Annotated in this window: 20 protein-coding genes and 1 pseudogene; 4 read left to right on the forward strand and 17 right to left on the reverse strand. The window is 45.3% G+C overall.

The window, feature by feature from the left end; translation table 11 throughout:
• Nucleotides 1-25: 25 nt before the first annotated feature.
• The 13 genes and pseudogenes from FJQ58_RS28840 to FJQ58_RS28900 all read right to left on the reverse strand — a co-directional run bounded on the left by FJQ58_RS28840 (nt 26) and on the right by FJQ58_RS28900 (nt 14467).
• Nucleotides 26-1348: an ABC transporter substrate-binding protein gene (locus FJQ58_RS28840; RefSeq protein WP_139998775.1), complete on the reverse strand. Its 1323-nt coding sequence runs from the start codon at nt 1346-1348 to the stop codon at nt 26-28.
• 218 nt (nt 1349-1566) lie between these two features.
• Nucleotides 1567-3177 (reverse strand): response regulator, encoded by a 1611-nt coding sequence (locus tag FJQ58_RS28845; protein WP_139998777.1) that lies wholly within the window; start codon nt 3175-3177, stop codon nt 1567-1569.
• Complete coding sequence (locus tag FJQ58_RS28850; RefSeq protein ID WP_162341829.1) at nt 3170-4993, reverse strand: cache domain-containing sensor histidine kinase; 1824 nt, start codon at nt 4991-4993, stop codon at nt 3170-3172. Before FJQ58_RS28850 ends, FJQ58_RS28845 begins: the two co-directional genes overlap by 8 nt.
• 92 nt (nt 4994-5085) lie before the next feature.
• Nucleotides 5086-7554: a family 43 glycosylhydrolase gene (locus tag FJQ58_RS28855; protein ID WP_238404380.1), complete on the reverse strand. Its 2469-nt coding sequence runs from the start codon at nt 7552-7554 to the stop codon at nt 5086-5088.
• Between the two features lie 77 nt (nt 7555-7631).
• On the reverse strand, nt 7632-8699 hold the full coding sequence (locus FJQ58_RS28860; RefSeq protein ID WP_139998783.1) for a GntR family transcriptional regulator: 1068 nt from the start codon (nt 8697-8699) through the stop codon (nt 7632-7634).
• A 333-nt stretch (nt 8700-9032) separates the two neighbouring features.
• Nucleotides 9033-9521, reverse strand: coding sequence for an imm68 putative immunity domain-containing protein (locus FJQ58_RS28865; protein WP_139998786.1), 489 nt, complete (start codon nt 9519-9521; stop codon nt 9033-9035).
• Between the two features lie 218 nt (nt 9522-9739).
• On the reverse strand, nt 9740-10210 hold the full coding sequence (locus FJQ58_RS28870; protein ID WP_139998787.1) for a hypothetical protein: 471 nt from the start codon (nt 10208-10210) through the stop codon (nt 9740-9742).
• 644 nt (nt 10211-10854) lie between these two features.
• A complete protein-coding gene (locus FJQ58_RS28875; protein WP_139998789.1) occupies nt 10855-11622 on the reverse strand; it encodes an ABC transporter permease in 768 nt (255 codons plus the stop codon).
• Nucleotides 11623-12384 carry an ABC transporter ATP-binding protein gene (locus FJQ58_RS28880; RefSeq protein ID WP_139998791.1) on the reverse strand — a complete coding sequence of 254 codons (762 nt, stop codon included), beginning with the start codon at nt 12382-12384 and terminating at the stop codon, nt 11623-11625.
• A gap of 85 nt (nt 12385-12469) precedes the next feature.
• A pseudogene (locus FJQ58_RS28885) lies at nt 12470-12734 on the reverse strand (DUF1048 domain-containing protein); the annotation flags it as partial.
• Between the two features lie 2 nt (nt 12735-12736).
• Nucleotides 12737-13108: a DUF1048 domain-containing protein gene (locus FJQ58_RS28890; protein ID WP_139998795.1), complete on the reverse strand. Its 372-nt coding sequence runs from the start codon at nt 13106-13108 to the stop codon at nt 12737-12739.
• 2 nt (nt 13109-13110) lie between these two features.
• Nucleotides 13111-13416: a PadR family transcriptional regulator gene (locus FJQ58_RS28895; protein ID WP_140000190.1), complete on the reverse strand. Its 306-nt coding sequence runs from the start codon at nt 13414-13416 to the stop codon at nt 13111-13113.
• Between the two features lie 340 nt (nt 13417-13756).
• The gene (locus tag FJQ58_RS28900) at nt 13757-14467 is read right to left on the reverse strand and encodes an SDR family NAD(P)-dependent oxidoreductase (RefSeq protein WP_139998797.1); all 711 of its coding nucleotides are present in this window, start codon (nt 14465-14467) and stop codon (nt 13757-13759) included.
• A gap of 103 nt (nt 14468-14570) precedes the next feature.
• Here FJQ58_RS28900 and FJQ58_RS28905 point away from each other — a divergent pair, with 103 nt between their 5' ends.
• The 3 genes from FJQ58_RS28905 to FJQ58_RS28915 all read left to right on the forward strand — a co-directional run bounded on the left by FJQ58_RS28905 (nt 14571) and on the right by FJQ58_RS28915 (nt 16733).
• A complete protein-coding gene (locus FJQ58_RS28905) occupies nt 14571-14930 on the forward strand; it encodes a MerR family transcriptional regulator (protein ID WP_139998799.1) in 360 nt (119 codons plus the stop codon).
• A gap of 159 nt (nt 14931-15089) precedes the next feature.
• On the forward strand, nt 15090-15491 hold the full coding sequence (locus tag FJQ58_RS28910; RefSeq protein ID WP_139998801.1) for a MerR family transcriptional regulator: 402 nt from the start codon (nt 15090-15092) through the stop codon (nt 15489-15491).
• A 180-nt stretch (nt 15492-15671) separates the two neighbouring features.
• Complete coding sequence (locus FJQ58_RS28915; RefSeq protein ID WP_140000192.1) at nt 15672-16733, forward strand: NAD(P)-dependent alcohol dehydrogenase; 1062 nt, start codon at nt 15672-15674, stop codon at nt 16731-16733.
• A gap of 107 nt (nt 16734-16840) precedes the next feature.
• Here FJQ58_RS28915 and ndk read toward each other — a convergent pair whose 3' ends face one another.
• The 4 genes from ndk to ppsA form a co-directional block, all read right to left on the reverse strand.
• Nucleotides 16841-17260: a nucleoside-diphosphate kinase gene (gene ndk, locus FJQ58_RS28920; RefSeq protein ID WP_139998803.1), complete on the reverse strand. Its 420-nt coding sequence runs from the start codon at nt 17258-17260 to the stop codon at nt 16841-16843.
• Nucleotides 17261-17284: 24 nt separating this feature from the next.
• Nucleotides 17285-20041: a pyruvate, phosphate dikinase gene (gene ppdK / locus FJQ58_RS28925; protein ID WP_139998805.1), complete on the reverse strand. Its 2757-nt coding sequence runs from the start codon at nt 20039-20041 to the stop codon at nt 17285-17287.
• Entirely contained in the window at nt 19983-20171 is a 189-nt protein-coding gene (locus FJQ58_RS28930) for a GapA-binding peptide SR1P (protein ID WP_238404381.1), read from the reverse strand. Before FJQ58_RS28930 ends, ppdK begins: the two co-directional genes overlap by 59 nt.
• A gap of 390 nt (nt 20172-20561) precedes the next feature.
• Nucleotides 20562-23162, reverse strand: a complete 2601-nt coding sequence (gene ppsA, locus FJQ58_RS28935; protein ID WP_139998807.1) for a phosphoenolpyruvate synthase — start codon at nt 23160-23162, stop codon at nt 20562-20564.
• Nucleotides 23163-23532: 370 nt separating this feature from the next.
• On the opposite strand from ppsA, the gene FJQ58_RS28940 reads away from it, so the two are divergent.
• A complete protein-coding gene (locus FJQ58_RS28940; protein WP_139998809.1) occupies nt 23533-23988 on the forward strand; it encodes a GNAT family N-acetyltransferase in 456 nt (151 codons plus the stop codon).
• Nucleotides 23989-24062 lie beyond the last annotated feature (74 nt).

Below are 24062 nucleotides of genomic sequence, written 5' to 3' on the forward strand. Positions count from 1 at the left end.
TGGGGTCTCCGCAGCAGGCAACCCATTAGTTTTGTATAATCTCGTTAATCTCTTTCTCCATGCCCTTCAAGCCATCTTCAGGCGTGATCGTCTTAAAGATGATGCCTTGCAGCACTTCCTTCACGACCGTATCGATTGCATTGTATTGATCAGTATTCGGCGCATATTTCACCGTCTTCTGAGACTTAATGAATTCATCGCGATAAGGCAGGCTGAGATACTCGTCGCTTGCGATAACAGCCTTGCCAGCAGGCACGTGGCCTGCTTGGCCCCATATCTTGCCGCCTTCCATCGTGAAATATTTCATAAACTTCATGGCGGCGACCTTCTTCTCATCTGCAGCATATTCCGGAATGACCAGCGTATGCGAGCCGGACCAATGAGACTCGCTTCCAAAGAACGCAGGAATGGATGTAATGCCAACATTCAACCCTTCTTCGCCCAGATGCCAGCCTGCTTCCCACACGCCGCCGAACCAAGTAGCGGACTTGCCGCTGTGGAACGTATCCCAAGGCGTCTTGTCGTTAATGTCGCTGAGGCCTTGGTCATACAGATCCAGGTAGAAATTCAGCACGTTCAGCGCATTCTCGTTATTTAGCGCCGATTGGCTCAGATCGTCATTCAGAATGCTTCCGCCAGCCTGATAATAAAGATTGTAGAACGGCTCGTGGAAGTAAGGTGTATTGACGCCGAATGGCGTAACGCCTGGTACCTTGTTCTTGATCTCAGAGAGGAACTGCTTGAAGCCTTCAGGCGAGATGTCGCCAAACTTCGGCGTGCCGTCTTCGTTCAGTAGTCCTGCCTGCTCCAATAGGTCCTTATTGTAGTAGAACATATGGAAATGCGTATCAAGCGGCACGGCATAAGGCTTGCCGTCATAGCTGACGCTCTCGACGTTCGCATCCGTAATTTCAGAGAAGTTGAAATCCGCTTGACCAGCAAGCTCGTCAAGCGGGCTAAGCTGCCCAGCCGTCACGAACGGAGCCAGTCGGTCGGCGTGAGCGACGGCAACGTCTGGGCCTTTTCCCGAAGCAAGCGCTGTGCCGAACTTGGCGTAATATTCATTGGATTCAAGTCGTAAAGTCTTGACCGTCACTTCCGACTGGGATTCATTGAACCCACTCACAATTTGATCGACAAAATCGCCTTCCCCGCCGCCAAACAAGTTCCAGAACGTAATCTCGACCGGCTGGGCGGATTCACCGCCACCTGCGCCGCTGTTAGACGCTGACGGCGAAGGACTGCTCGTATTTACCGGTTTGTTGCTGTTGCCGGAGCAGCCCGCCAACACTAGCATCACGGCAAGCGCTGTCAGAAGCATGTTGACCCATTTTTTCTTTCCTGTCATGGATGTTCCCCTTTTCCTTTTCGAATTCGGTTGCGCGAATTCGCTGCACCTCTATGGTGTAAGCGCATCCATCGCATTCCTGTAATCATCATAACGGCTCAACTGATATGCAGGAACGTTAGGATCAACGCAATTTGTCGTAATATCGCATCAAACAAACAACGCACGAACCCTCATCGCGATCCGTGCGGTGGAAAATCTATCGGTAGGTGTCAAATCTACAGATGAGTCGGCACTTGGACCGCTTCGCGGTATTCGCTCGGTGTGAGGCCTGTCATTTTTTTGAACAGCTTCGAAAAATATTTGGAGTCCGGTATGCCGACCTTCTGACTAATATCAGCGCTTCGCAAATCTGTACCCCGCAGCAGCGACTTTGCCCGGTCGATACGAACCCGCGTAATAAAGTCGATGACGCCTTCGCCCCTCTCTTTCTTGAACAGATGAGCCAAGTAGTTTTTGCTGAGATGGACGTGAACGCTTAATATTTGCAGGGACAGCTCCTTGTCGTAATTCTGCTCGATATATGTAACCACTTTCGAAATCGTGCCTTGATCGCTTGAGTAGCCGCTGCGAACTTTAAGGATAAGCTCCTCATACACCTGGATAAACCAATGTTTCCGGTCCGCAAGCGTTTCAAGCTCCTTGATTTGTTCGTACAACTCCTTCTTGCGCTCATACAGCCATTCATGGTCATTCGTCAAATCGGCATACATATTGGTCAGGTTAAGAAGCAGCTCTATGGAGATCAGCTGGGCGCGCTCTACATCCAGCCTGGTTTCCGCGTCATTAAAGACATGGTCGATGTATGTTCTCATGGCTTCGCTATCGAGAGAATACAAATAGTCGTTCAGCTTCTTGTTCGCAAGGGGAACAGGTTGTTCCGTTCTATGTGCTGAAATCATGACATCGGCACGAATGACGCTTCCGCAGCCCAGGAAAAGCTTCAAGCTATAGGCTTGCTCCGCCTCAAGATAGGCATCACGCAGCTTACTTACAGCATGAAATATGCGGCTCATTCCAACTGATACAGATAAGTTCAAGATTTCCGAGATGCGGTGTATAACGGCTTGGCCAAGCCATTCTGCCATCTCGTCATCGGCATTCCTAAGAAGGATAGTCCACTCCCCCGTTCGGCTTGAGAACAGTTCCATGCCATGCTCATCCGCAAAGCAAACATGTCGTATAATAGTGGCTGCTTCGGTATGCAGCCTGATAAGATCATGCTCGGACAGACGCTGCGCTGCATGCTCCATATAATCGAGGCCGATATGCAGAAGTACCAGCTCACCCTGTGAATGCTGCAATTCCATTGACTGAAGCATGGCTTCTGTCTGGCTGGTTGACAACGTGCCATGCGCCAAGCCCATGAGGAAGGCATCCAACGCCATAGTCTCACGCGCTTCCAAGGCTACTTTGCCTGCCTCTGACTGCCCCCCTTGCTCTCCGCGTTCATGATCCAGCATGGCCTTCAGTTCCAGCATGACATTCTCCATGTCCTGCGGCATCATGTTGGATTTGATCAGATAATCGGTTGTGCCGAGCCTGAGCGCTTTCTGCGCATATTCGAAGTCTTGCAGACAGGTAAGCAGGATCAGCTTTGCCTCCCGGTCAATCGTACGTACCTGCGCAATCAGCTCCATACCGTCCATGACGGGCATCTTAATATCCGTGATCAGCACGTCGGGAGTTAACTCCTGGAATGCTTGCAGCCCCTCTTTGCCATTGCTGGCTTCCCCCACAACCTGAAAACCGATGCTCTCCCAATCGATCATGGCTTTAATCCCGTAGCGGACCAAGTGCTCGTCATCGACAATGAGTACCTTATACATGGCTGCTTTCCTCCTTCATGATGGGCAGTGTGATTGTCACCGTGGTGCCGAAGCCTACCTTGCTCGTAATGTTTAGACCGAACTCTTTGCCGCAAATCAGCTTAATTCGCTCCTCGACGTTGGAGAGGCCGACACCTAGAAACGATGCGCTCTTCGTCAGCTCTTCAGCCTGATCATCGTACAGCTCCGGCATATCTGCCTCGAAGCCATGGCCATTATCCTCGATTATGAACATCAATCGGCTATCTAAGAGACAGCAGCGGATATGAATGACAGCGCCCTCGCTGCGGTCCGCGAAGCCGTGGAGAACGGCGTTTTCCACAATTGGCTGCAAAATGACTTTCGGTAAGCGGTATGATTTTACTTGCTCCTCGATGTCATAGACGACCTCAATCCGGCCAGCTGCGCGCAAATTTTGGATGCCCATATAACATTCCACATGCTCTAGCTCCTCCTGCACCATCACCGTGTCACTGCCCTTGCCGATGCTGATATGGAGCAGCCTGGACAGAAGGCGCGCCATCTCTGCCGCTTGGTTCGCTTTCTGGAACAAAGCGGTCCACTTGATCGCATCGAGCGTATTGTACAGAAAATGAGGATTGATTTGCGCTTCCAGCGCTTTCACCTCGGCGATCCGTTTGTTGTTCTGCTCCTGATAGACCGCCTGCAGCAATTCCTCGATCCGGCCGACCATATCGTTGAAGTGGTATTCCAGACTGCCAATTTCATCAATACGCTTCTCATCTCGCTGGATTCGCGTCGCCATATTGCCGATGTGGACCTGCTTCATCGCTTTCACCATCCGTTTCAGCGGGCTGGAAACCGAACTGGCCATTGCATATGCCGCAACGATGGAGAACAAGGCGCATACGGCAAGCAAAATCGCAATGACCTGAATAACCTGGTCCGAATCTTTATAAAGACTGGAGCGCTCGATCACATGCACGACCCGCCAATCATTACTTTTGAGCTGCTGATAGTTGACGAGCACTTCCTTCCCTTTGTAGTGGGCAACGAAGCTGTCTTCTCTTCCATCGCGCAGCAGCATGGCAGCTTCTTCCGCATTGAACCAGTTCTCCAAAGGAGTAAACAGCATCTCTTTGTCGCCATGGGACAAGATAAGACCGTTTTCATTCATGACGAAGCTTTCCGTTCGAAGATCGCTTGCAGCATTGTTGCGCAAAATCTCGCTTAGCATCTCCTCGCGGATGTCCAGCACGACGGCCATGCCTAGTTGGCGGCCATCATGAATATTGAACACTTGCTTGGAGACGGAGAATACGATTTCCTTATGACTGTCCGCTGTATCGGAGTAATAACCCTGCCGGGTTGGAAACCAAACAAAGTCGTTTCCAGCGCCCATCGTCTTGCTATAGAAATTTTTTTTCAGCTCAGCCTGGTCATCCCAACGAAAAATACCTTTGATATACATGGAATCGGTGACGAAGGAGACCGACTTGAACTCCGGGGAAACGGCAGTGAAATACGCGAGCTTGGATGTCAGCGAAATATGCTCGGCAACCGCCTCGTCCCGCTGGTTGATACGGTGCAGCAGCGACATGATCTCCGAATTGGTAATCATCTGCATGACGATATCCTTATAGCCTGAGAAGCGGATATCGATGTTCTCCGCGGTCTGCCTGATCAGTTGCCTGGACGCATCCGTCACTTTTTTGTCGATTGCATTTTTAGTTATGGAATACGAGACTGCACCCAGTACCAAGAGCGGAATCAGTGTAATAGCTGCGAGCAGCAGCAGCCATTTGTACATAATGCTGGATCGTAATTGTATTCTGCCTTTCCCCAAAGCCCCCATGTTTACCATCTCCGTATCTGTTCTATCGAACAAAGAAAGACCCGGCCGCAAGGCAGGATCCGTCTTTGGTCGTTCTCTTCTTTCCTATGTTTCTATGGGTACAAGATGACGTTATCGAACGATGTACTCTTGTATGCCGTTCTCAAGCCGATCTTCCCGTGGGTGAACGCCGTTGGCGAATGGTCATTGTAATCCAGTTTCGGCGTCGTCATATCGCCCACGTATACCTTAATATTCGTACCGTTCACGACGACCTTCATCTTATGCCAAGTATTTATGGCAAGCGGTGTTGTGAATCCGGCCAAATTGCTCCAGTTGTAATTTTGCTTGCCAAGGTAGACACCGTCTGTCTTGATGTAGGCGTAGTAGCCCTGTAAGAAGTCGGCATTGCCTTGTCCTCTCTCCAGCCCGTTCGCCGGATTTTTCCCTCTGACGATGATGCCAGCATCTCCACCGCTTTCATTCATGCGAATATCGGATTCAATCGTGTAATTCGCCCAGTTGTCATTGCCGATTGTCGTTTTGGCGAACGTGCCGCTTGCCGAATGATATTGACCGCCGCTGACCGACCAACTGCCTTCCCAGCGCTTCCAGCCTTCGCTGTTGTTGTCGTCGAAGTTATCGTTCATGCTCGGAACGGCCTCATACTTGTGGAACTTCATGCTGGCAAAATCTGCTTCTCCCGTCACGAATTCCACTCTGAGCTCCTTCAGCCCTTGCGTCATCGGGATGTTCGTTACGGTGGTTGAACGCCATGTATCCCAGCCGCCGGTATTCGGGATGGAGACCACACCTGTCAGGGCAGTCGAACCGTCCCAGAGGCGAATGCCTACACCGTTCATTGTTGTCGCCATTCGAAACGTGACATCATACGCGCCTGTTGCCGCGACATTCACCCGGTATTTCAGCCACTCTCCGGTTTGGTTCCAGCCCACGTTGTAACCGCCCTCTGGATTGGCGCGAATATCTACCGCATCGCTGCGGTACTGACCGCCGAGATTAGCTGGCGTTAAGTCATGGTAACCGACTCCTTCGCCGCCGCTCATGTAGTGGACAGCCTCGATTTTACCAGGAATCGGTTTGTACGCATCCCAATCGCTGCTTCCCCCTGCCTGGTTGCTATAGGCGACATAAGCGAAATCCGCATGGGTGTCTTCGGATACATAACCAACTTTCCCGCCTCCCAAATTGGCGGAACTGGTCACTTTCAACATATTGTCTACGTAAATTTTGAACGTGCTCCCAAATTTATCCACTCGAATGTTATGCCACTTACTGTAATCAAAGCCGGCGGGCAGAGCTGCATTCACCCAGCCTTGGGAAACGCCGCCAACGACCATATGCGTCTCTAGTCTGTTGTTTTTGGAGCTTAGCATGGCTACGCCGTAATTGTTCTCATCCACGTAAGAGAAGGTTGCGCCATATCTTGGAGAAGCGCTTGTCCCTCTCCCCATCTGCTTTGCATGAAATTCAGCTGTATAATTGCTAGCTGCAGCCGCATTCGTAATTTGTTTGTAAGCTGTTGTAGTACCGATAGTATCCTGCCACATGAGCTCTTGATTGTAAATTCCCCATGTTCCGCCGTTGACATTGGTCCAGCTTGTTCCAATCGTCGTCCTGTTGAATCGATCCTGGAAAGCCGGCAGCGCCGGATCAGGCTGTGAAGTCGTCGTAGGTCCCAGCACGTTCATCTTGTCCCCGTTCCAGACGACCCGGTCCATATTAATACTGCGAATCGGCCAACCTTCAGGGGTAAAGCCTCTCCAGTCATGGTAGAACATGTACATGGAATCCAGATCCGGACCTGTCACCAAGCCGTTATGCCCAAGGCCGATGGTTGGACCCTCTGTCGAGATGAGCACCGGATTTTGGTTTTGCACGGGCACGAAGCCGGTCAACGGATTGTCGCTTACCGCATAGTCGACCCGATAAGCTGGGCTATGGACATGATTGCCGGTATAGGTCATATAATATTTTCCGTTTCGCTTGACGACGGTTGCTCCCTCCGTCCATCCGCCATTCACAGAGGCGCCAGTGTTGAAACCAGGGCCGAACGTATACGGGTCGCTCATGCGATGCGCAACCATCTGTCCAAGCTCTGCGCGATAGAAGTACCACTGGCCGTCATCGTCAATGAAGACGTGGCCGTCAATAGTCAGCCCTTTATTGGGAGTCTGGACGATAAATGGCCCTGTCGGGCTTTCGCTTCTCAGCACATAATGGCCGCCGCCTCCTGGTGAGGTATACATATAGAAGTAGCCGTTCCAGTAGATGACCTCCGGAGCATAAGCCGCTTTCGTGAGCAGGTCTGTCGCCACCAATCCAGCATAGGTCCAATTGACCAGATCGGTAGAGCTCCAGGCTTTGATGCCAATCTCGGAATCCTTGGTGCTGACATACAAATAATAGACGCCTTTGAATTTTAGAATGTACGGATCGCCGGAGCCATAGGTCGGCCATTCATTGCTGAGCGGCCTTGGGTTCTGGTACGCAGTTGCCAGCGAAGCAGGAAGCATAAGACATAAAACGAGGAGCGCTAACAGAAGCTTTGATTTGTTCATAATGTTCTCCCTTTCCATCGGTTGATGTAATCGTTTTCATATTACGCCTACATCGTACCACCATGGCTCCTCCGGTTTTATATCTTATTAAGTATATTTTTGTGAAAAAGCGTAACGGGCACCGCCACTCTTCTTGGCTTGTAAATGCCTTGAACTTGCTCAAGCAGAAGCTCGATCGTCACTCTGCACATCTCCTCCACATTTTGCTTCACGTAGCTTACATCCACCCATTCGGACTGGTCGAAGCTTACGAGCTCCACCCTTCTGCCAGCGTGCGGATTCATCGCATCCATTGCGCGGCGGGTATGGCCTGTAAGCTCCGCATTGCAGGTGAATACCGCTGTTATGTCGGGATTATCCTGAAGGAATTCCTGAATGATAGAGACGCTTCTCCCAGTTGTAATGTCCTTAATATTAAGCGTGCACCATAAAGTTTTGTGGATGGGCAGATTGCGTTCCAGAAATGCTTTCTCGAAACCGGCAGCCCGGTCTGCCGTAGCGGAATTGGTCACTTTAACGGTCACAAACGCGATGTGCTCGTGGCCTTTGCCAAGCAAATAGCCGACCGCTCGGCAAGCTCCGTCCAAATTGTCTGCGGCAACGCTGTACGTCTCAATTTCCTTCATATAGCGGTCAATCATTACAAGTGGGAATCGATTCAGCGTTAACCGCAATAGATCATTACTGTACATTTCTTGTTCGATAGGGAAGATAATAAGACCCTTCACCCGAAGCAGCAGTAAATCATCAATTGCCTTGCTCTCTTCAAGCGGGGATTCCTGTGTAATCTTTACGAGCAAATAATAGCCGCTTTCTCTTACATATTGTTCAATTGCATTCATAATGCGCTGGTCGACCTTGGTTTTCATGCTAGGCAAAATCAGCCCGATGAAACCTTTATGGCGGCTCATGGCAGACAGATCCTCATGAGTCGCGTTGACGAATGTGCCTTTGCCACGATGCCGGATGAGAATGCCTTCCTCGGCCAGACCATTTATCGCGTTTTTGGATGTAATTTGGCTGACATGATAGTGCTCGGCCAGATCCTTCTCCGATGGAATCCGGTCCCCCGGCCTAAGTTGTCCCGTGCGAATCTGAAACCGGATATCTTCTTGTATTTTCTTATAAAGTGGAAGCGATTTCATATTAACCCCTCGTTACGCTCTTGTTATCTTGCAGAATCAGTGTGATCAAGTGTTGCTCCGGTAGAATTATAACATGATCTTTGTCCATTTCCGCTGCAATGGCGTAAGCAAGAACCGTTTTTGCCTTGAAAAACTCAACGCCTGTTTCTTGAGTGAGCGAGGAGAATAGGACTGAACACCGGACACAATCGCCGACTGCTTTTCCTTTACAAATAACACGCACTAAAGCTTTATTGCTATCGAGGATAGGTTTGACTTATCGGGTCTATCTGTAAATCATCCGGGGTTGTGCTAAATACCCGAATTTCCCCATACTCAAAAGCTAAGCGCAATTTATAACAGCTCATCTGCGATTAATTTTGCCATTTCCGCAAGCTCCCTCATATCATCGGACGGAACAAGTTCAGCTAAATCGTAAGACAGCGGATGACGGGAAAACTTGTTCAATTCATCTTGAAGCAGCCTTCTTTTTTCTTCAGAGGCATCAATGTAAAGTTTGCGCGGCTGCCTAGCCTTATCCAAATCATGCAAATCGACATAACCTGACTTAAGACTCTCCAACACAATGGCTGACAGGTCGATTAGTGCGCCGCAGGCAATATCAAGTTCCACCCGAAACTTGCCGTTAGCACTTTTCATATCAAATCCAATAGTTCCACCGCTTTGCAAGTCCCCTTCAGAAAGCAGAGTATCGAAACCCAAGTCCTTTAAAATATGATCAAGCGACACCTCTGTTGGCTCCAATTGTTCCAAATAATCTAGTAATGCCAGCGAATCATCGGAACCGCCAATTAAATCTCCCCACCATTTGCTTATGTACATGTTTATCTCCACTTTCTTTTGAGGATGAATTAGTAGTTTAATCTAGATATCGTTTCCTTAGAAATCTTTTCACTGTATAAAACCTTCATTTTGTTTCCAATATAGTAATGTCTATTTCATAATTTAGAAAATGCTTATTTCGTGGTATATGGAGAGAGGAAAGACGATACAATTCATGCCGGTCAGTTCATGCTGAAGCTTACGACCTAAGGTTACATTCATTTTGAAAGATAAAAGTCTTCCCAATGATCTCTTGTGTTCTGTGATTGTGGATTAGCAGGAATGATATTTTTTTCCGTTGGCAAGTAAAAATAATTGTTCTGGCTATGCTTTTGCAAACCTGAAATTTTCTTTAAATCCTTTTGAAATGATCGATAAAAAGATTGTATCTGTTTGTTGGGATTCTTGGATATCATACGCATTTGTATAAGTTCTCGACTTTTGGATGTTTCCCTGCCGCCTTTAACTTCAATAGAATAAAAGCTTGGTAAATCGTAAAAATATCCAAATTCATCGATTTGTGATAGATCTTGTATGTCGTAGCAGGAGAAGAAAAAAGAGTTATAGGCAGTATTGTTAAAATAACTGGCGAACAAATCGATTTTTTCATTTTCAAAAGATAAATATTGACGGTCACCCTGTGCGTTAACAAATAGCTCGGCATATAGAGTAACTCCATGACTCAACATTGCGTTATGACTTTCAGTAAGAAAATCTATAACAGGCATTGAAATATTAAAATAGATAGCTATGCAAGTTTCCTCCTCATCCAAAATATAAATTAATAATGCGTTATTGAAATTAAAATCCCACTATACCAAACGAATCTTAAACAGAATAAATTTACTCTGCCTCTTTTCGTATATATGATCGTAACTATCAGACCTATCCAGCGTAAATCAACAATCATCATTTTGCAAATTAAGGATATTGTATTGATGCTAATCATGTTTAATTTCAAATTTACTTAAATCATTTTCACCTCTTTTTTCATCGCTCCTTTCTTTCATAACCATAAAAAAAAGCCCCCCATTTTAGAGAGGGAAATTAGTCTTAACTTACCGCTTAGTTAGTTATATTTTGAAATTCGGTGTTCATCTTCTCACCATTTCAAATAGCCAATTAGTCCTTCTATACTATCGTTATTTACCTTTCAAATTCGTTCCGATATCGCGAACCGCATTGGCCTATTCCTGCAGGCGGTAGTCCGCACCGTGTATGAAGGTTGTATCCTATCTGACCTTATCCCACTAAAGCGATCTGTCTGCATTTACGGTCTCCCCGTAGTCGCGGTCTCCACCCGCTGACAGCGCGATTTACCAAATTCCCCAAATTACATCCGCTTCTTATACGCCTTCATCGCAAAGATATATGCCACGACCATGATACCGATGCACCATGCGAGAGCGACCCATATATCATTGCCCACCAGCTGACCTGACAGCAGCGCACGAATGGCTTCCACGATCGAAGTGACCGGTTGGTTTTCAGCAAAGACGCGAACGACAGTCGGCATCGACTCAGTCGGAACAAACGCAGAGCTGATAAACGGCAGGAAGATAAGTGGGTACGAAAACGCGCTTGCGCCTTCCACCGATTTTGCGGTTAGTCCGGCAATCGCCGCGACCCAAGTCAAAGCCAGTGTAAACAGCACGAGTATACCGGCTACAGCGAGCCAAGGCAGCACCCCTGACGATGATCGAAAGCCCATGATGAGCGCTACAATAATAATGACGATCACAGAAATGACGTTGGATACCACCGAGGTCAGCACATGCCCCCATAGCACGGCGGAACGCGAGATCGGCATGGAGTGGAACCGCTCGATTATGCCACGTTGCTTATCCAGAAATAGGCGGTAAGCTGTATAAGATATGCCGCTTGCAATCGCAATCAGCAGGATACCAGGCAACAGGTAGTTCACATAATTCTCCGTACCGGTTTGGATTGCACCGCCAAACACATAGACGAACAGCAGCATCATCGCAATTGGAGTGATACACACCGTGATGATAGTGTCCAAGCTGCGGGAGATATGGCGCATCGAGCGCCCAAGCATAACGCCTAAATCGCTGAAAAAATGTTTTTTAATCGTCTCCATTTACATGGCCTCCTTCTTGCCGATGATTGCGAGGAAGATATCCTCTAATGACGGCTGTTTTTCAACATACTCTACCTTCGCTTGCGGGAACAGCTTTTTCAGCTCCGCGAGCGTGCCGTTCGCAATAATTCTGCCTTCGTGCAGAATAGCAATACGGTCAGCAAGCTGTTCCGCCTCCTCCAAATACTGCGTGGTGAGGAATATCGTCGTACCTCCAGCGGCAAGCTCTTTGACCATCTTCCATACCTCCAGGCGTGCCTCGGGGTCAAGTCCGGTTGTCGGCTCGTCAAGGAAAACGATCTGTGGTGTTCCCACGAGGCTCAGGGCGATATCGAGCCTACGGCGCATACCACCTGAATAAGTGGAGGCCTTGCGGTCGGCAGCCTCTGTCAGACCAAAGCGCTTAAGCAAGTCTTCTGCAACCTGACGCGGATTTTTGAGGTATCTTAGCTTTGCAATCATGATTAGATTTTCCCGTCCGGTCAATATTTCATCCACTGCGGCAAATTGCCCGGTCAGACTGATCGCTTGTCGTACATGATCGGGGTTGGAAGTAACATCGAATCCATTTACTTTTATGGTTCCGCTGTCCGGCTTGAGCAGCGTGGTGAGGATTTTGACCGCGGTTGTCTTGCCGGCGCCATTGGAGCCGAGCAAGGCAAAAATACTGCCCTGCTCCACCTCGAAATTAACACCCTTTAGGACTTGATGCTGCTTGTAAGACTTTTGCAGCCCCTTTACTTGGATTGCAAGGTTTTTCATATAGTATCGCTCCCCCCTCCGATTTTGTTCTTCATATCGTGGTTTAATTTTTTGCGGAAGTTATCGGTCCATTTTCTCGTATCGCGCAAAAGCTCATCGCAGAAGTGGGCAACATCTTGGCCCGTCACGTCAAGAACGTGCTTGCCGTCTGCCGCGCTGGCTTCAAACAACTCAATCAAATCGCGCTGAATTTTCAACATGTCGGAGCCGTCTCCTACTGCAAAACCCCACATGTATCCATGGATTTTTTCAAATACAAACCGATAGTCTTCAGGCAGCGCTTTTACCCTTTCCATTTGCTCCCTATAATCTTTCTTATCTCCAATCATTTTTTTGATAAGCTCCAGCATCGTTAGTTCTCCTCCTTATTAAATTTTTTCATTATCTCTTTGTTTAGTTTTTCTCGCAGTGATTCCGTATTGGTAACCGATGCGCGCATAAACTCGTCACTAAATTTGCCGACATCACTGCCTATAACATCAAGAACCTGTCTGCCCTCTGCCGCGCTTTCTTCAAAAAAATCGACTAAGTTTCTGAACATCGTTAAATCAGTAAATATCGTCATGTCACCGCCTGGGGGGCCAACGCTGAACATATAATGTTGAATTTTGCTGAACGCAAATCGATAATCTTTCGGAAGGGCGTCAACTCGCTTCATGAATTGCTTATAAACCCGTTTTTCTTCCAAGTCGCCAATTAACAATTTAATAATAGAATCCAGCATTGTTATTGCTCCTCCTTTAATTGATTCATTTTCGATGAAACAAATTCCCATTTTCCCCAGAACCTTTGAAGTTCCTCGCGTCCCGCGTCGTTGAGCGTGAAAAATTTTCGCGGCGGCCCCATGTCCGAGGGCTTTTTGGTGATCTCTACCAGCTTGTTTTTTTCAATTCGGATTAGGATGGTGTACACCGTTCCCTCCACAACATCTGTGAAGCCAAGGGCATTCAGCTGCCGCGTGATTTCGTAGCCGTAGGTTTCGTTGCGGCTTATAATTTCAAGTACGCAGCCCTCAAGCACACCTTTGAGCATTTCAGTTAAGTTTTCCAGCGCAATCACTCCTAGCTACTCTGTATGACTGGTATTTCGTGTTACTTAGTACCTCTACATAGTATAACGTAGTAGTGCGTTTGTCAACACGTTTGCTCTGAAATTTAATTTTATCTAAAATGCAAGATGCTTACTGGCAACCAGCCCAAGTTCGGCCACTTTGGGCTAGCTTTGTCCGAAATCATGCACACCCTAATTCAGCTAAGGATATATTTTATCGTCTTTCGCGTTGTACAAGAACATATATTCATTAAAAAACCGCGCAAAAGCGCGGCTTTTTAATGAATATATGTTTTAGTTCTCCGACCACGGCAGCTGTGGATTACCAGGCGTACACGCCCTTCTCATCCAAGAATTCGCCATTATGATTTTTGCCATCTGTCGCATAACCTACAATAATCGCGGCAGCGGCTTCTTTCGATTTGCCGCCTTCCGCATTGCCGTTAAGATCTGTTGATGTGAAACCAGGCGTTACAGCAAATACTTGAGCTCTTTTGTTTCTGAGTTCATAAGCCATCGAAACGGTCATGGCATTGTTGGCCGTTTTGGATGAGTTATAGTCGAATGCGTTTAAAGCAAATCCTGCGTTTTTCATATGATCCAGTGAAGCCATATCGGTTGATACATTGACGATTGTGCCTTCGTTATCTTTGATGAACGGAAATAAACGCTGGTTCAAACGGAACATACCGAAAAAATTGACTTCAAAGGCGTTTCTCAGATCCTCTTCATTGGTTTCCGTAAAAGAGCTGGAGAAAGCGCCAGGCATACCAGCATTATTGATCAGAAGATTTAAGTCCTGATAATTCTTAGTAATCGTATTGGTTGCGCGTTCGATGCTTTTCAAGTCACCCATGTCGATTTGTACAAATGCTATGTCCAGCCCCTTGGAGGTTAACTCGGAAACGGCAGCTTCGCCCCGTTCGGCGCTGCGTGCGCCAAGGATGACTTTCCAGCCTGCTTCACCTAACTGCTTAACAATTTCGTATCCAATTCCTTTATTTGCTCCAGTAACAAAAGCGGTCTTTTTCATGCGAATCCTTCTTTCTCTCATTTATTTATGATTTAACAATTTATAAGATACAATGCTACACTTAGTGTAGGTCAACTATAAATTTATTAAAAAGAGGGATAGCATGTTAACGATTGGAGAAGTAGCGAAGAAAGTCGAGATCGCTATTGGAGCGATCCGCTTTTATGAAAGAAAAGGGTTGTTGAAGCCTGCAGCGCGAAGCGATCAAAATAACCGCCTGTATTCGGATGATGATTTGAATTGGCTGGTTTTTATCAAATGCCTTCGCGAAACCGGGATGAGTGTGGAGGATATCAAAAAGTATTACGATAAGGTAAATGAAGGAACCTCCACCCTGCCGGAAAGAATTAAACTGATTCAAGATCAAAGGCAAAAGCTGCTGAAGGATATCGAGGAGAAGGAAGCGCAGCTCGTTCATTTGGATAACAAACTGCAGCGCTATTACCGGGGTGAAAATTATTAATCTAAGCCGTGTCCTATAGACTAAGCTCCGAAACTCACTGGATATTCTATAGCACAAGATAAAAAAGTGGTGTTGCATTAAAGTGGACTTTAAGGTCTATAATAAATAGGATTCTTAAGGAAATGGATCAAAATTATCAATAAGATTTTGGAGGATACTATGGAATTTCATATAAAAGAAGCAGCAGATAAGATTGGTTTGCCAGCACATACACTGCGATATTATGAACAAGAGGGCCTTCTCCCTTTTATCAAAAGAGATGAACATGGTAACCGTATTTTTAACGATTCCGATTTATTATGGTTAGAACTTATTGTATGTTTGCGAAAAACGGACATCCCTCTCTCCGAATTACGTGAAATTGTGGAACTAACGAAAGAGGGAGACGGAACTGCTTTGCAACGAAAACTGATATTTGAGAAACATAAAGCGAAAATGATGGAGAAAAAAAGAGATATGGATAACGCTTTTGCCAAGATTGAATTGAAAATAGAATATTACGACGAATTGGAAAAGAAATACGATGAAGAAAATGTTAATGAAGAACGATATGCAAAATGAAATGCAATGAACACTGCTCTCTTTTCTCGCCCATCATTTTTTCAAAAAATGCTTGCCTTAAAGTTGACTTTAACGATTAAGCTATTCTTGTAGCTTTTAAATCTATGAAAAAAAAGTTGATGGATGCGGATCATATCTTCAATTAACTTTTTTTATCGACAGAAAGGTTTGTGTAATTATATGTGCATTAATCACAAAGGCGAGATTACGACACGTGTTTTGAGTGTTCCAAGTGCAAAAGCATCATTTGTAAAGACTACGATTGAACGGAGAGAATTGCGTCCGCACGATATCTTAATTGATATAAAGTTTAGTGGCATTTGCCATTCTGATCTTCACAGCGCATACGGCGAGTGGGGAGGCGGAATCTTCCCGATGGTTCCTGGACATGAGATCGCCGGTGTCGTAGCAGCTGTTGGAACAGATGTGAGTAAATTTGTTGTTGGCGACCGTGTAGGCGTTGGTTGCTTTGTTGATTCCTGTGGAGAATGCGAATACTGTCTGAGCGGCGAGGAGCAATTTTGCACGAAAGGCGTTATCAATACCTATAACAGTTTAGACTTTGATGGAAATCCAACATATGGCGGATATAGTCAAAAAATCGTTGTAACGGAAGGTTTCGTTGTCCGGATTCCAGACAGTCTGAATATGGATGTAGCAAGCCCGTTATTATGCGCCGGTATTACCACATATTCTCCTCTAAAGCATTGGAACGCTGGTCCTGGCAAGAAGGTTGCCATCTTGGGAATGGGCGGTCTCGGGCACGTAGCCATCCAATTTGCTCATGCTTTGGGTGCGGAAGTAACCGTATTGAGTCGCTCTAATGATAAGAAAGATGAAGCATTGAAATTTGGCGCAGATCACTTCTACGCGACGAGTGATTCTGATACATTTAGACAATTAGCAGGTTGTTTTGATCTAATCTTAAACACAGTGTCTGCAAATCTGGATGTTGATGCGTATTTGTCGCTCCTTCGAATTGATGGAACGCTTGTAAATGTTGGAGCACCTTCCGAATCGGACAACTTTCATGTATTTTCATTAATTATGGGTCGTCGCAGCATAGCTGGCTCGCTGGTAGGTGGGATTCGTGAGACACAAGAAATGCTCGATTTTGCAGCTGAACACGGCATTGCCCCTATGATTGAAGTGATCAATGCCGATCAAGTGGGAGAATCGTATGAGCGTATCCTCAAAAGTGATGTACGGTATCGGTTCGTAATTGACATTTCTACTCTGTAACAGGAGATGATGCTTGCTGCCATTATAAATCTGAACCGATAAAAAGAATAAAACCATCGTTTTGAACAAAGCTTGTTCAAAACGATGGTTTTTGTTATTAAAATGCATCAAGATACCAATACCGGCTGCTTACCAAAAAATAGTTGAATCTCCCTTTCTGCACTCTCAATGGAATCAGATCCATGAATGATATTACTGGCAATGTCGGTCGCAAAGTCTCCCCGAATCGTTCCTACATCAGCGTCAACAGGATTTGTTGCACCAATCAAAACTCTTGATTGTTTTACGGCATTTCTGCCTTCCCAAACCATAGCGAATACTGGACCGACAGAAATAAAATCCACCAATTCCTGAAAAAACGGTTTTTCTTTTAAATCCGAATAATGTTCTTCTGCTTTCTCTTTCGGTACCGTCATTAATTTGGCATCGGTCAAAATGAAGCCCTTCCGCTCAAACCTTATAACAATTTCGCCAATAAGACCTCTGCTGACTCCATCCGGTTTAACCATAATAAATGTTTGTTCCATGTGTATTCCTCCATTAATAGTTAGTTATACGGCAGGCAAAACATTGTTCTCATCTTTAAACTGTATAACTGCTTGAGCTGCTGCAATTCGAGCTAAAGGAATTCGATATGGCGAGCAGCTCACATAATCCAAACCCGCGTTATGGCAGAACATGATGGACTGGCGATCGCCGCCATGCTCCCCACAGATGCCTGTTTTGATACGAGGCTTTACGCTGCGCCCCGAAGCAACGGCCATTTCAATCAGTTGTCCGACGCCTTCGTGATCCAGCACTTCAAAAGGATTATGTGGCAAAATGTTATGATCAAGATAATGGGCAAGGAATTTATGCTCTGCATCATCACGACTGTATCCATAAGTCATTTGAGTTAAATCATTGGTGCCGAAAGAAAAGAAATCGGCTTGCGCAGCTATCTTTTTAGCCGTCAATGCCGCGCGCGGCACTTCAATCATGGTACCTACTTTATACGGGCAGGCCTGTATTTTTTCTTTGCCAAGCACTTGCAGCGCTACTTTATCAACGAGTTCCCGCATCGCTCTTAATTCAGCCACATCTCCTACCAATGGAATCATTAGTTCAGGGATGACTTCTACCCCTTCGTCCAAACAACGGGAGAATGCCTTGAATATAGCTTCGATCTGCATATCATAGATTTCCGGATATACGATGCCGACTCTGCATCCGCGCTGTCCCAGCATAGGATTTTTTTCTTGCAATGCCTCCGTCTTCAGAATGAATGCGCTTAACTGTTGTTGTTTCAGCCGTGATGCCTCTTTATCTTCAGTAAGTACAGCTAACTGTTCTTCACGCTCTAGCTGGAGCATTTGTTCGCGTAGTTCATCGAGATTAGGCAAAAATTCATGAAGCGGTGGATCCAATAGCCGAATCGTCACGGGAAGCCCTGACATCTCCTTGAACAGTTCAAGAAAATCGGATAGCTGCATCGGGAGAATTTCTTCCAGTACCGCCTTTCGTTCATCAATTGAATCCGCAAGTATCATCCGCTGCACTACCGGCAGCCTAAAGGGTGAAAAGAACATATGCTCTGTTCGGCATAAGCCGATCCCTTCAGCTCCAAGTTTCCTGGCCACGGCTGCATCATGGGGAGTATCTGCATTAGCTAATACCTTTAACTTTCGAATTTCATCGCTCCAACGAAGTATTTCTTCAAGCTCGATCGACATTTCCGCTTCATGCAAGGATACTTTGCCTTCGATAATTCGGCCTGTACCGCCGTCCAGTGTAATCCAATCTCCTTCATGGATAACTGAAGAAGCAACATACATCGCCTTGGTTACCGGATCAATTCGGACAGCCTCGCATCCGCACACACAAGACTTCCCCATTCCGCGAGCCACTACCGCTGCATGGCTTGTCAATCCTCCTCTGCTGGTTAACACCCCTTCCGAAACGAGCATGCCTTGGATATCCTCGGGAGTCGTTTCCTGTCTTGCCAGAATCACTTTTTTACCGGCTTTGCTCCATGCCACGGCTTGGTCGGTATCGAATACAAGTTGGCCTGTCGACGCTCCCGGAGAAGCTGCCAAACCAACAGCTAAAACATTTTGAATTTGGGATTCATTTAAACCTCTGTGCAGGAGTTGATCGAGATGTGAGGGCTCAATCCGCAGGATGGCCTCTTCCTTCGTTATCACTTGTTCGTGCACGAATTCTACTGCTAATCTTACAGCCGCTTGGGCATTTCGTTTACCGCTTCTAGTTTGGAGTATGTACAGCTTACCCTGCTCAATCGTAAACTCGATATCTTGCATATCTTTAAAATGCCGTTCTAGACGTTTAGCGACTTCGACTAGCTGTTCAAATGCTTCAGGCATGGCTGCTTCTAATCGAAGGATGGGAAGAGGGGTTCTAATTCCGGCTACCACATCTTCGCCTTGCGCGTTAAAGAGAAACTCGCCATATAATTCGTTAGCGCCAGTAGAAGGATTTCTGGAGAAAAGCACGCCGGTTCCGCTCGTTTCGCCTGTATTTCCAAAAACCATGTTTTGAATAGTAACAGCCGTCCCTTGCTTATCTGATATGTGGTTTATTTTCCGATAGTATTTTGCTCTAGGATTGTGCCAAGACTTGAACACCGCTTCAATCGCAAGCAGCAATTGTTCGTGTGGATCTTGAGGAAAAGGCCGTCCAGCCTGCTCGATCACACATTTCTTATACCGGTCGACGATCTGTCGTAATGCCGCTTCCGTTAGGTCTTGTTCATGATCAAGCCCTTCTTCCCGGAGAAGCGCTGTGAGCTGATATTCAAAAAAATGATGTCCGATGCCAAATACGACGTTGCCAAACATTTGAATTAACCTTCTATAGCAATCGTAAGCAAATCGAGGATTTTTCGTTATGGCGGCAAGTCCTCGAACCGTTTCATCATTCAATCCTAAATTTAGAATGGTGTCCATCATACCGGGCATAGAGGTCACTGAGCCTGAACGAACCGATACTAGCAACGGGGAAAGGGGATCACCCAACCGTTGTCCTTTTTGCTTCTCTAATCTTCCCAACGCTTCAAATAGTTGATCTTTTAATAAATCATCGATCTTATATCCGCGATTGAAAAATCGTAAACAAGCTTCTGTCGTTATCGTAAATCCTGGCGGAACAGGCATACCGGCTCTAGTCATCTCTGCAAGGTTTGCCCCTTTGCCTCCTAGCAGCGAACGCATTTTGCCGTCACCCTCGTTAAAATCAAAAACCCATTTTGCACTAGTCAAATTCTCTCGCTCCTTCAATTTCGCTTTTGCAGCCTTCAGAGCATTCACCATAGAAACGCTTTACGCGATTTGTTGGAAGAGTCGCGATTAACGAGTCGCATCTTTTACAAATTACGTAACCAAGCTCCAAACCGTCTTTCTTTTTGTTACTGCCGTTCATTTCAACGCTTTGGTATTCCATTAGTACTCCGCCTCCTGAAGACCGTTTAATTTCTTGCAAAATGCGCCAAGGAGCATTCAAGCCATGGGGGTAATTCATGACTCTTCGTTTAATGTGATTATCATTTGACGCCTCTCACCCATATAATACAACACAATTATTAATTAGTACACACTATATAATTAAAAATATACGAAACAGACGAATTTTTGACTTTTGGATTCAAATGTTCGTCACAATAGAAGATAAGTCCATATCAAAAAACTTATTTGGCTATATCCCAACGTCAAAACGATATTCGTATGGGCAACCTATAAAGTCGCTTGACAAAAAAAAGCAGCCCTTCGGCTGCTGCATTTTGAGGTACATATAAAGAAATCAAATTTTGATAGAAGATTTAATATTCATTCATTACAATATTTCGATATAGCCATCTGTTCCATGTACTCGAATTCGCTGCCCATCTTTTATTAGCTTGGTAGCATTCTCCACTCCAACAACTGCTGGCAGACCATATTCTCGCGCGATCACTGCTCCATGAGTCATCAGTCCGCCCACTTCGGTGACTAGTCCTTTAATGGATACAAACAATGGTGTCCAGCCTGGATCTGTAAAGGAGGTTATTAAAATATCTCCATCTTCTAGATCTGTATCTTCCATACTTAAGATGACACGTGCGCGTCCCTCAACCACGCCGGCGGAAACAGGTAGCCCTACAATAGCGTCGGCTGGAAGATTTTCTCGTGCGTACTTCCCGGCGATGATCTCACCATCGGACGTCATAACGCGTGGAGGAGTTAATTTTTCGAATAATTTGTACTCGCTTTTTCGTCTGTTGATGATTTGGTTATCCAATATATTCGTGCGTACGACATCACGAAGTTCATCAAACGAGAGATAGTAAATATCTTCTCTGTCATGAATGATGCCCGCATGTACGAGTTGTTCGGCTTCTCTCAGTAAAGCCTGTTTATAAACGAAGTAGCGATTAATCATACCGTATTTGGGATACTCACGATATCCGATGTACGTTCGTATGATGCTGATCATCCGTTTGGTCTCTTCTGCTTTTTGTACACCGCCTGGCAGTTGATTTAATCGATGCAATAACTCTTGTTCTTTTTCTAACGCTTCCTGCCGCCCCTGCTCAAATTTACGTTTGCCGGTATTAGGCTCAAGGTTTTTAATGTTACCTAGAATCATCGGGACAAGCGTAAGCGGTTTTTCGGACCAACGTGCTTTAGAGATATCGATTTCTCCAGCACATCGCATACCGTATTTATGAAGATAAGCATTGATCGCGTCCTTCGATTCTTGTCCGCCGTCAAACTTAACGAGTTCATCCAGAAAACGATCATCTTTAACTTGCTGTAAATAATCAATGACTTCTGGATAAGGACGAATCTTATCTGCAACATCCAATAGCGCCAATCCCATTTCCGAAGTAATATTGTTTGGTACGGATTGAGAAAGCTTGTCTGCTGCGTTTTTTTCACCAAGCCACTCGTTCATTTTTTCATTGATCCACGATGAGGCATTCATAGCAGCCATAAATACGCTTGTACTTTGCGGGTCAAATAAAAGCTTCTTTAATTCAAGGATGTCTTCTTGAATAAAATCAATTAAATCCGATCCTGATTTCGTTTGGATATTTTGTTTTAATTTCTCTATCGATGTTTGATTACTCTTAATTAAATCAGTAACGATTGAAGGATCGATTTCGACTTGCGCCAACTTTGTTGTATTGCCTCTGCTGCGCTTCGGTGCTTTTTCGTCATCCGGTAACGATTTAATAAAATCTCCTCTCTCTAAAACGGTCGTGAGTGCGTCTTTTATGAGCGGATCGGATTGTCCCACGTTATCAAATAACATTACTCTGTTGGTAGGCGAAGCCAGCATAGGCGTAACATCAACAAACAACCTTCCACCGGCTTTACGCATAGGTGCAGGAGTTATTAATAAGTAGAAAGATAACCCCAGAGGTGTGATGGGGTCGGTCATCATTTGTTGATGACCCACAGATAAATAAACGTGATTATCTTGATCATTCGCTTCCGGAATCGGATATAATGTCGTGATTGGCCGACTTTGGACAATATAAAATGAATGATCGACTAGACACCATTCGATATCTTGCGGGCAGCCAAAATAAGCTTCGATCTGTCTACCCATTCGTGCAAGCTGTAAAATTTGTTGTTCGGTGAGCGTTTGAGCCTTTTGCTGTGGGGGATTGATTTGCTGAATCTCTGTTCCGCCTTCTTTTAGTCCGTAGATAGCTAATTTTTTGGTTGCGATTATCTTACTGACGATGACCTCATCCTGAACTTTATAACTATCAGCAGAGACCAAACCAGAGACCAGTGCTTCTCCAAGTCCAAAACTAGCATCGATGGATAACAGCTTTCGGTTAGACGTAATCGGATCAGCAGTAAATAAAATTCCAGAAGCCTGTGGGAAAACCATCCTTTGAATGATTACGGAGATAAAAACTTCCCTGTGGTCAAATCCATTTTGCATCCGGTAAATGACTGCTCGATCCGTAAATAGAGATGCCCAACATTTGCTAATATGCTGCATGATTGCTTCGTGGCCAAGGATGTTTAAGTATGTGTCTTGTTGGCCAGCAAAAGAGGCATGTGGCAGATCTTCAGCAGTTGCACTAGACCGCACGGCATAAGCATGTTCATGGCCAACGTGTGAGAGATAATGAGTAACTGCTTCCATAACATCTGAAGGAATCTCTATATTCATAATGAGTTGTCGAATCTTTTGGCTGATTTCATTAATTTGATCTCGATCTTTTACTTTTAGCATGGATAATTGAACCAACAAAGCATGATACGTTTCATTTTGTTCAATGGCTTTTTGATATCCTACAGTCGTAACACAAAATCCTTCGGGAACTGCTATTCCTTTAATTTTAGATAACGTCCCTAAATTCAACCCTTTTCCGCCGACGAGCGAAAGCTGCGTTTTATCCATTTCTTGAAAACCGATAACCAAAGTATTCATTTAACATCGCTCCTTATTATAAAACTGAAAAAAGGTTTGACAAAAACGTACCGGCGTGATAAATTAAATATATAAGATAGATAATTTATGTCTAAACACATTAATTTAATCGCGTCCTTATTATATCATCGTGTATTTTTATATGCAATATGAAAGAACCTGATGAATGAATCAGGTTCTTTTTTTGATTTCTATGATCAGTACACTCGTTTATTACTCTTTTTATGAAATCCCCTTCTCTCTTTTCAATAAAGCATCTCCTTCATCCACTCATCCGAGAACTCTATTTTCATTGCATTTACAACAATAATAATTTTGTGTATGCTTGAACTGTATTGAATTATTGAAGAAAGCATTGGGAGTGAATCGTATGGATATAAAAATCGATGATTTAACAGGAACCGAAATCATAGCATTGATCAAGGAGCATCTACAGAACATGTTTGAAAATTCTCCTCCTGAGAGTGTGCATGCATTAAATTTGGATGAATTAACATCGCCTGAAATTACTTTCTTCAGCATTTGGGAACAAAACGAGCTTTTGGGCTGTGGCGCTATTAAAGAATTGGATAAACAACATGGTGAAATTAAGTCCATGCGTACTTCTACCAAGTATCTAAGGAAGGGCGTCGCATCAAATATGCTCGCCCATATTATTGAGGAATCCAAACGGAGAGGCTATCGGCGATTAAGCTTGGAGACCGGATCCATGGCGTCTTTCGAACCAGCTATAAAATTATATAAACAATTTGGATTTGAACAATGTAGTCCGTTTGCGAATTACACCGAAGACCCCTACAGCGTCTTTATGACAAAAGAATTATAAGTGTAACAATGGTTCTATTGGTAATGGATAATGATAGTTACTTTCTCGAACTTATTTGAAGATGTACAGAGGGT

Source organism: Paenibacillus paridis, assembly GCF_006345825.1.
GTDB classification, from domain to species: Bacteria; Bacillota; Bacilli; order Paenibacillales; family Paenibacillaceae; genus Pristimantibacillus; species Pristimantibacillus paridis.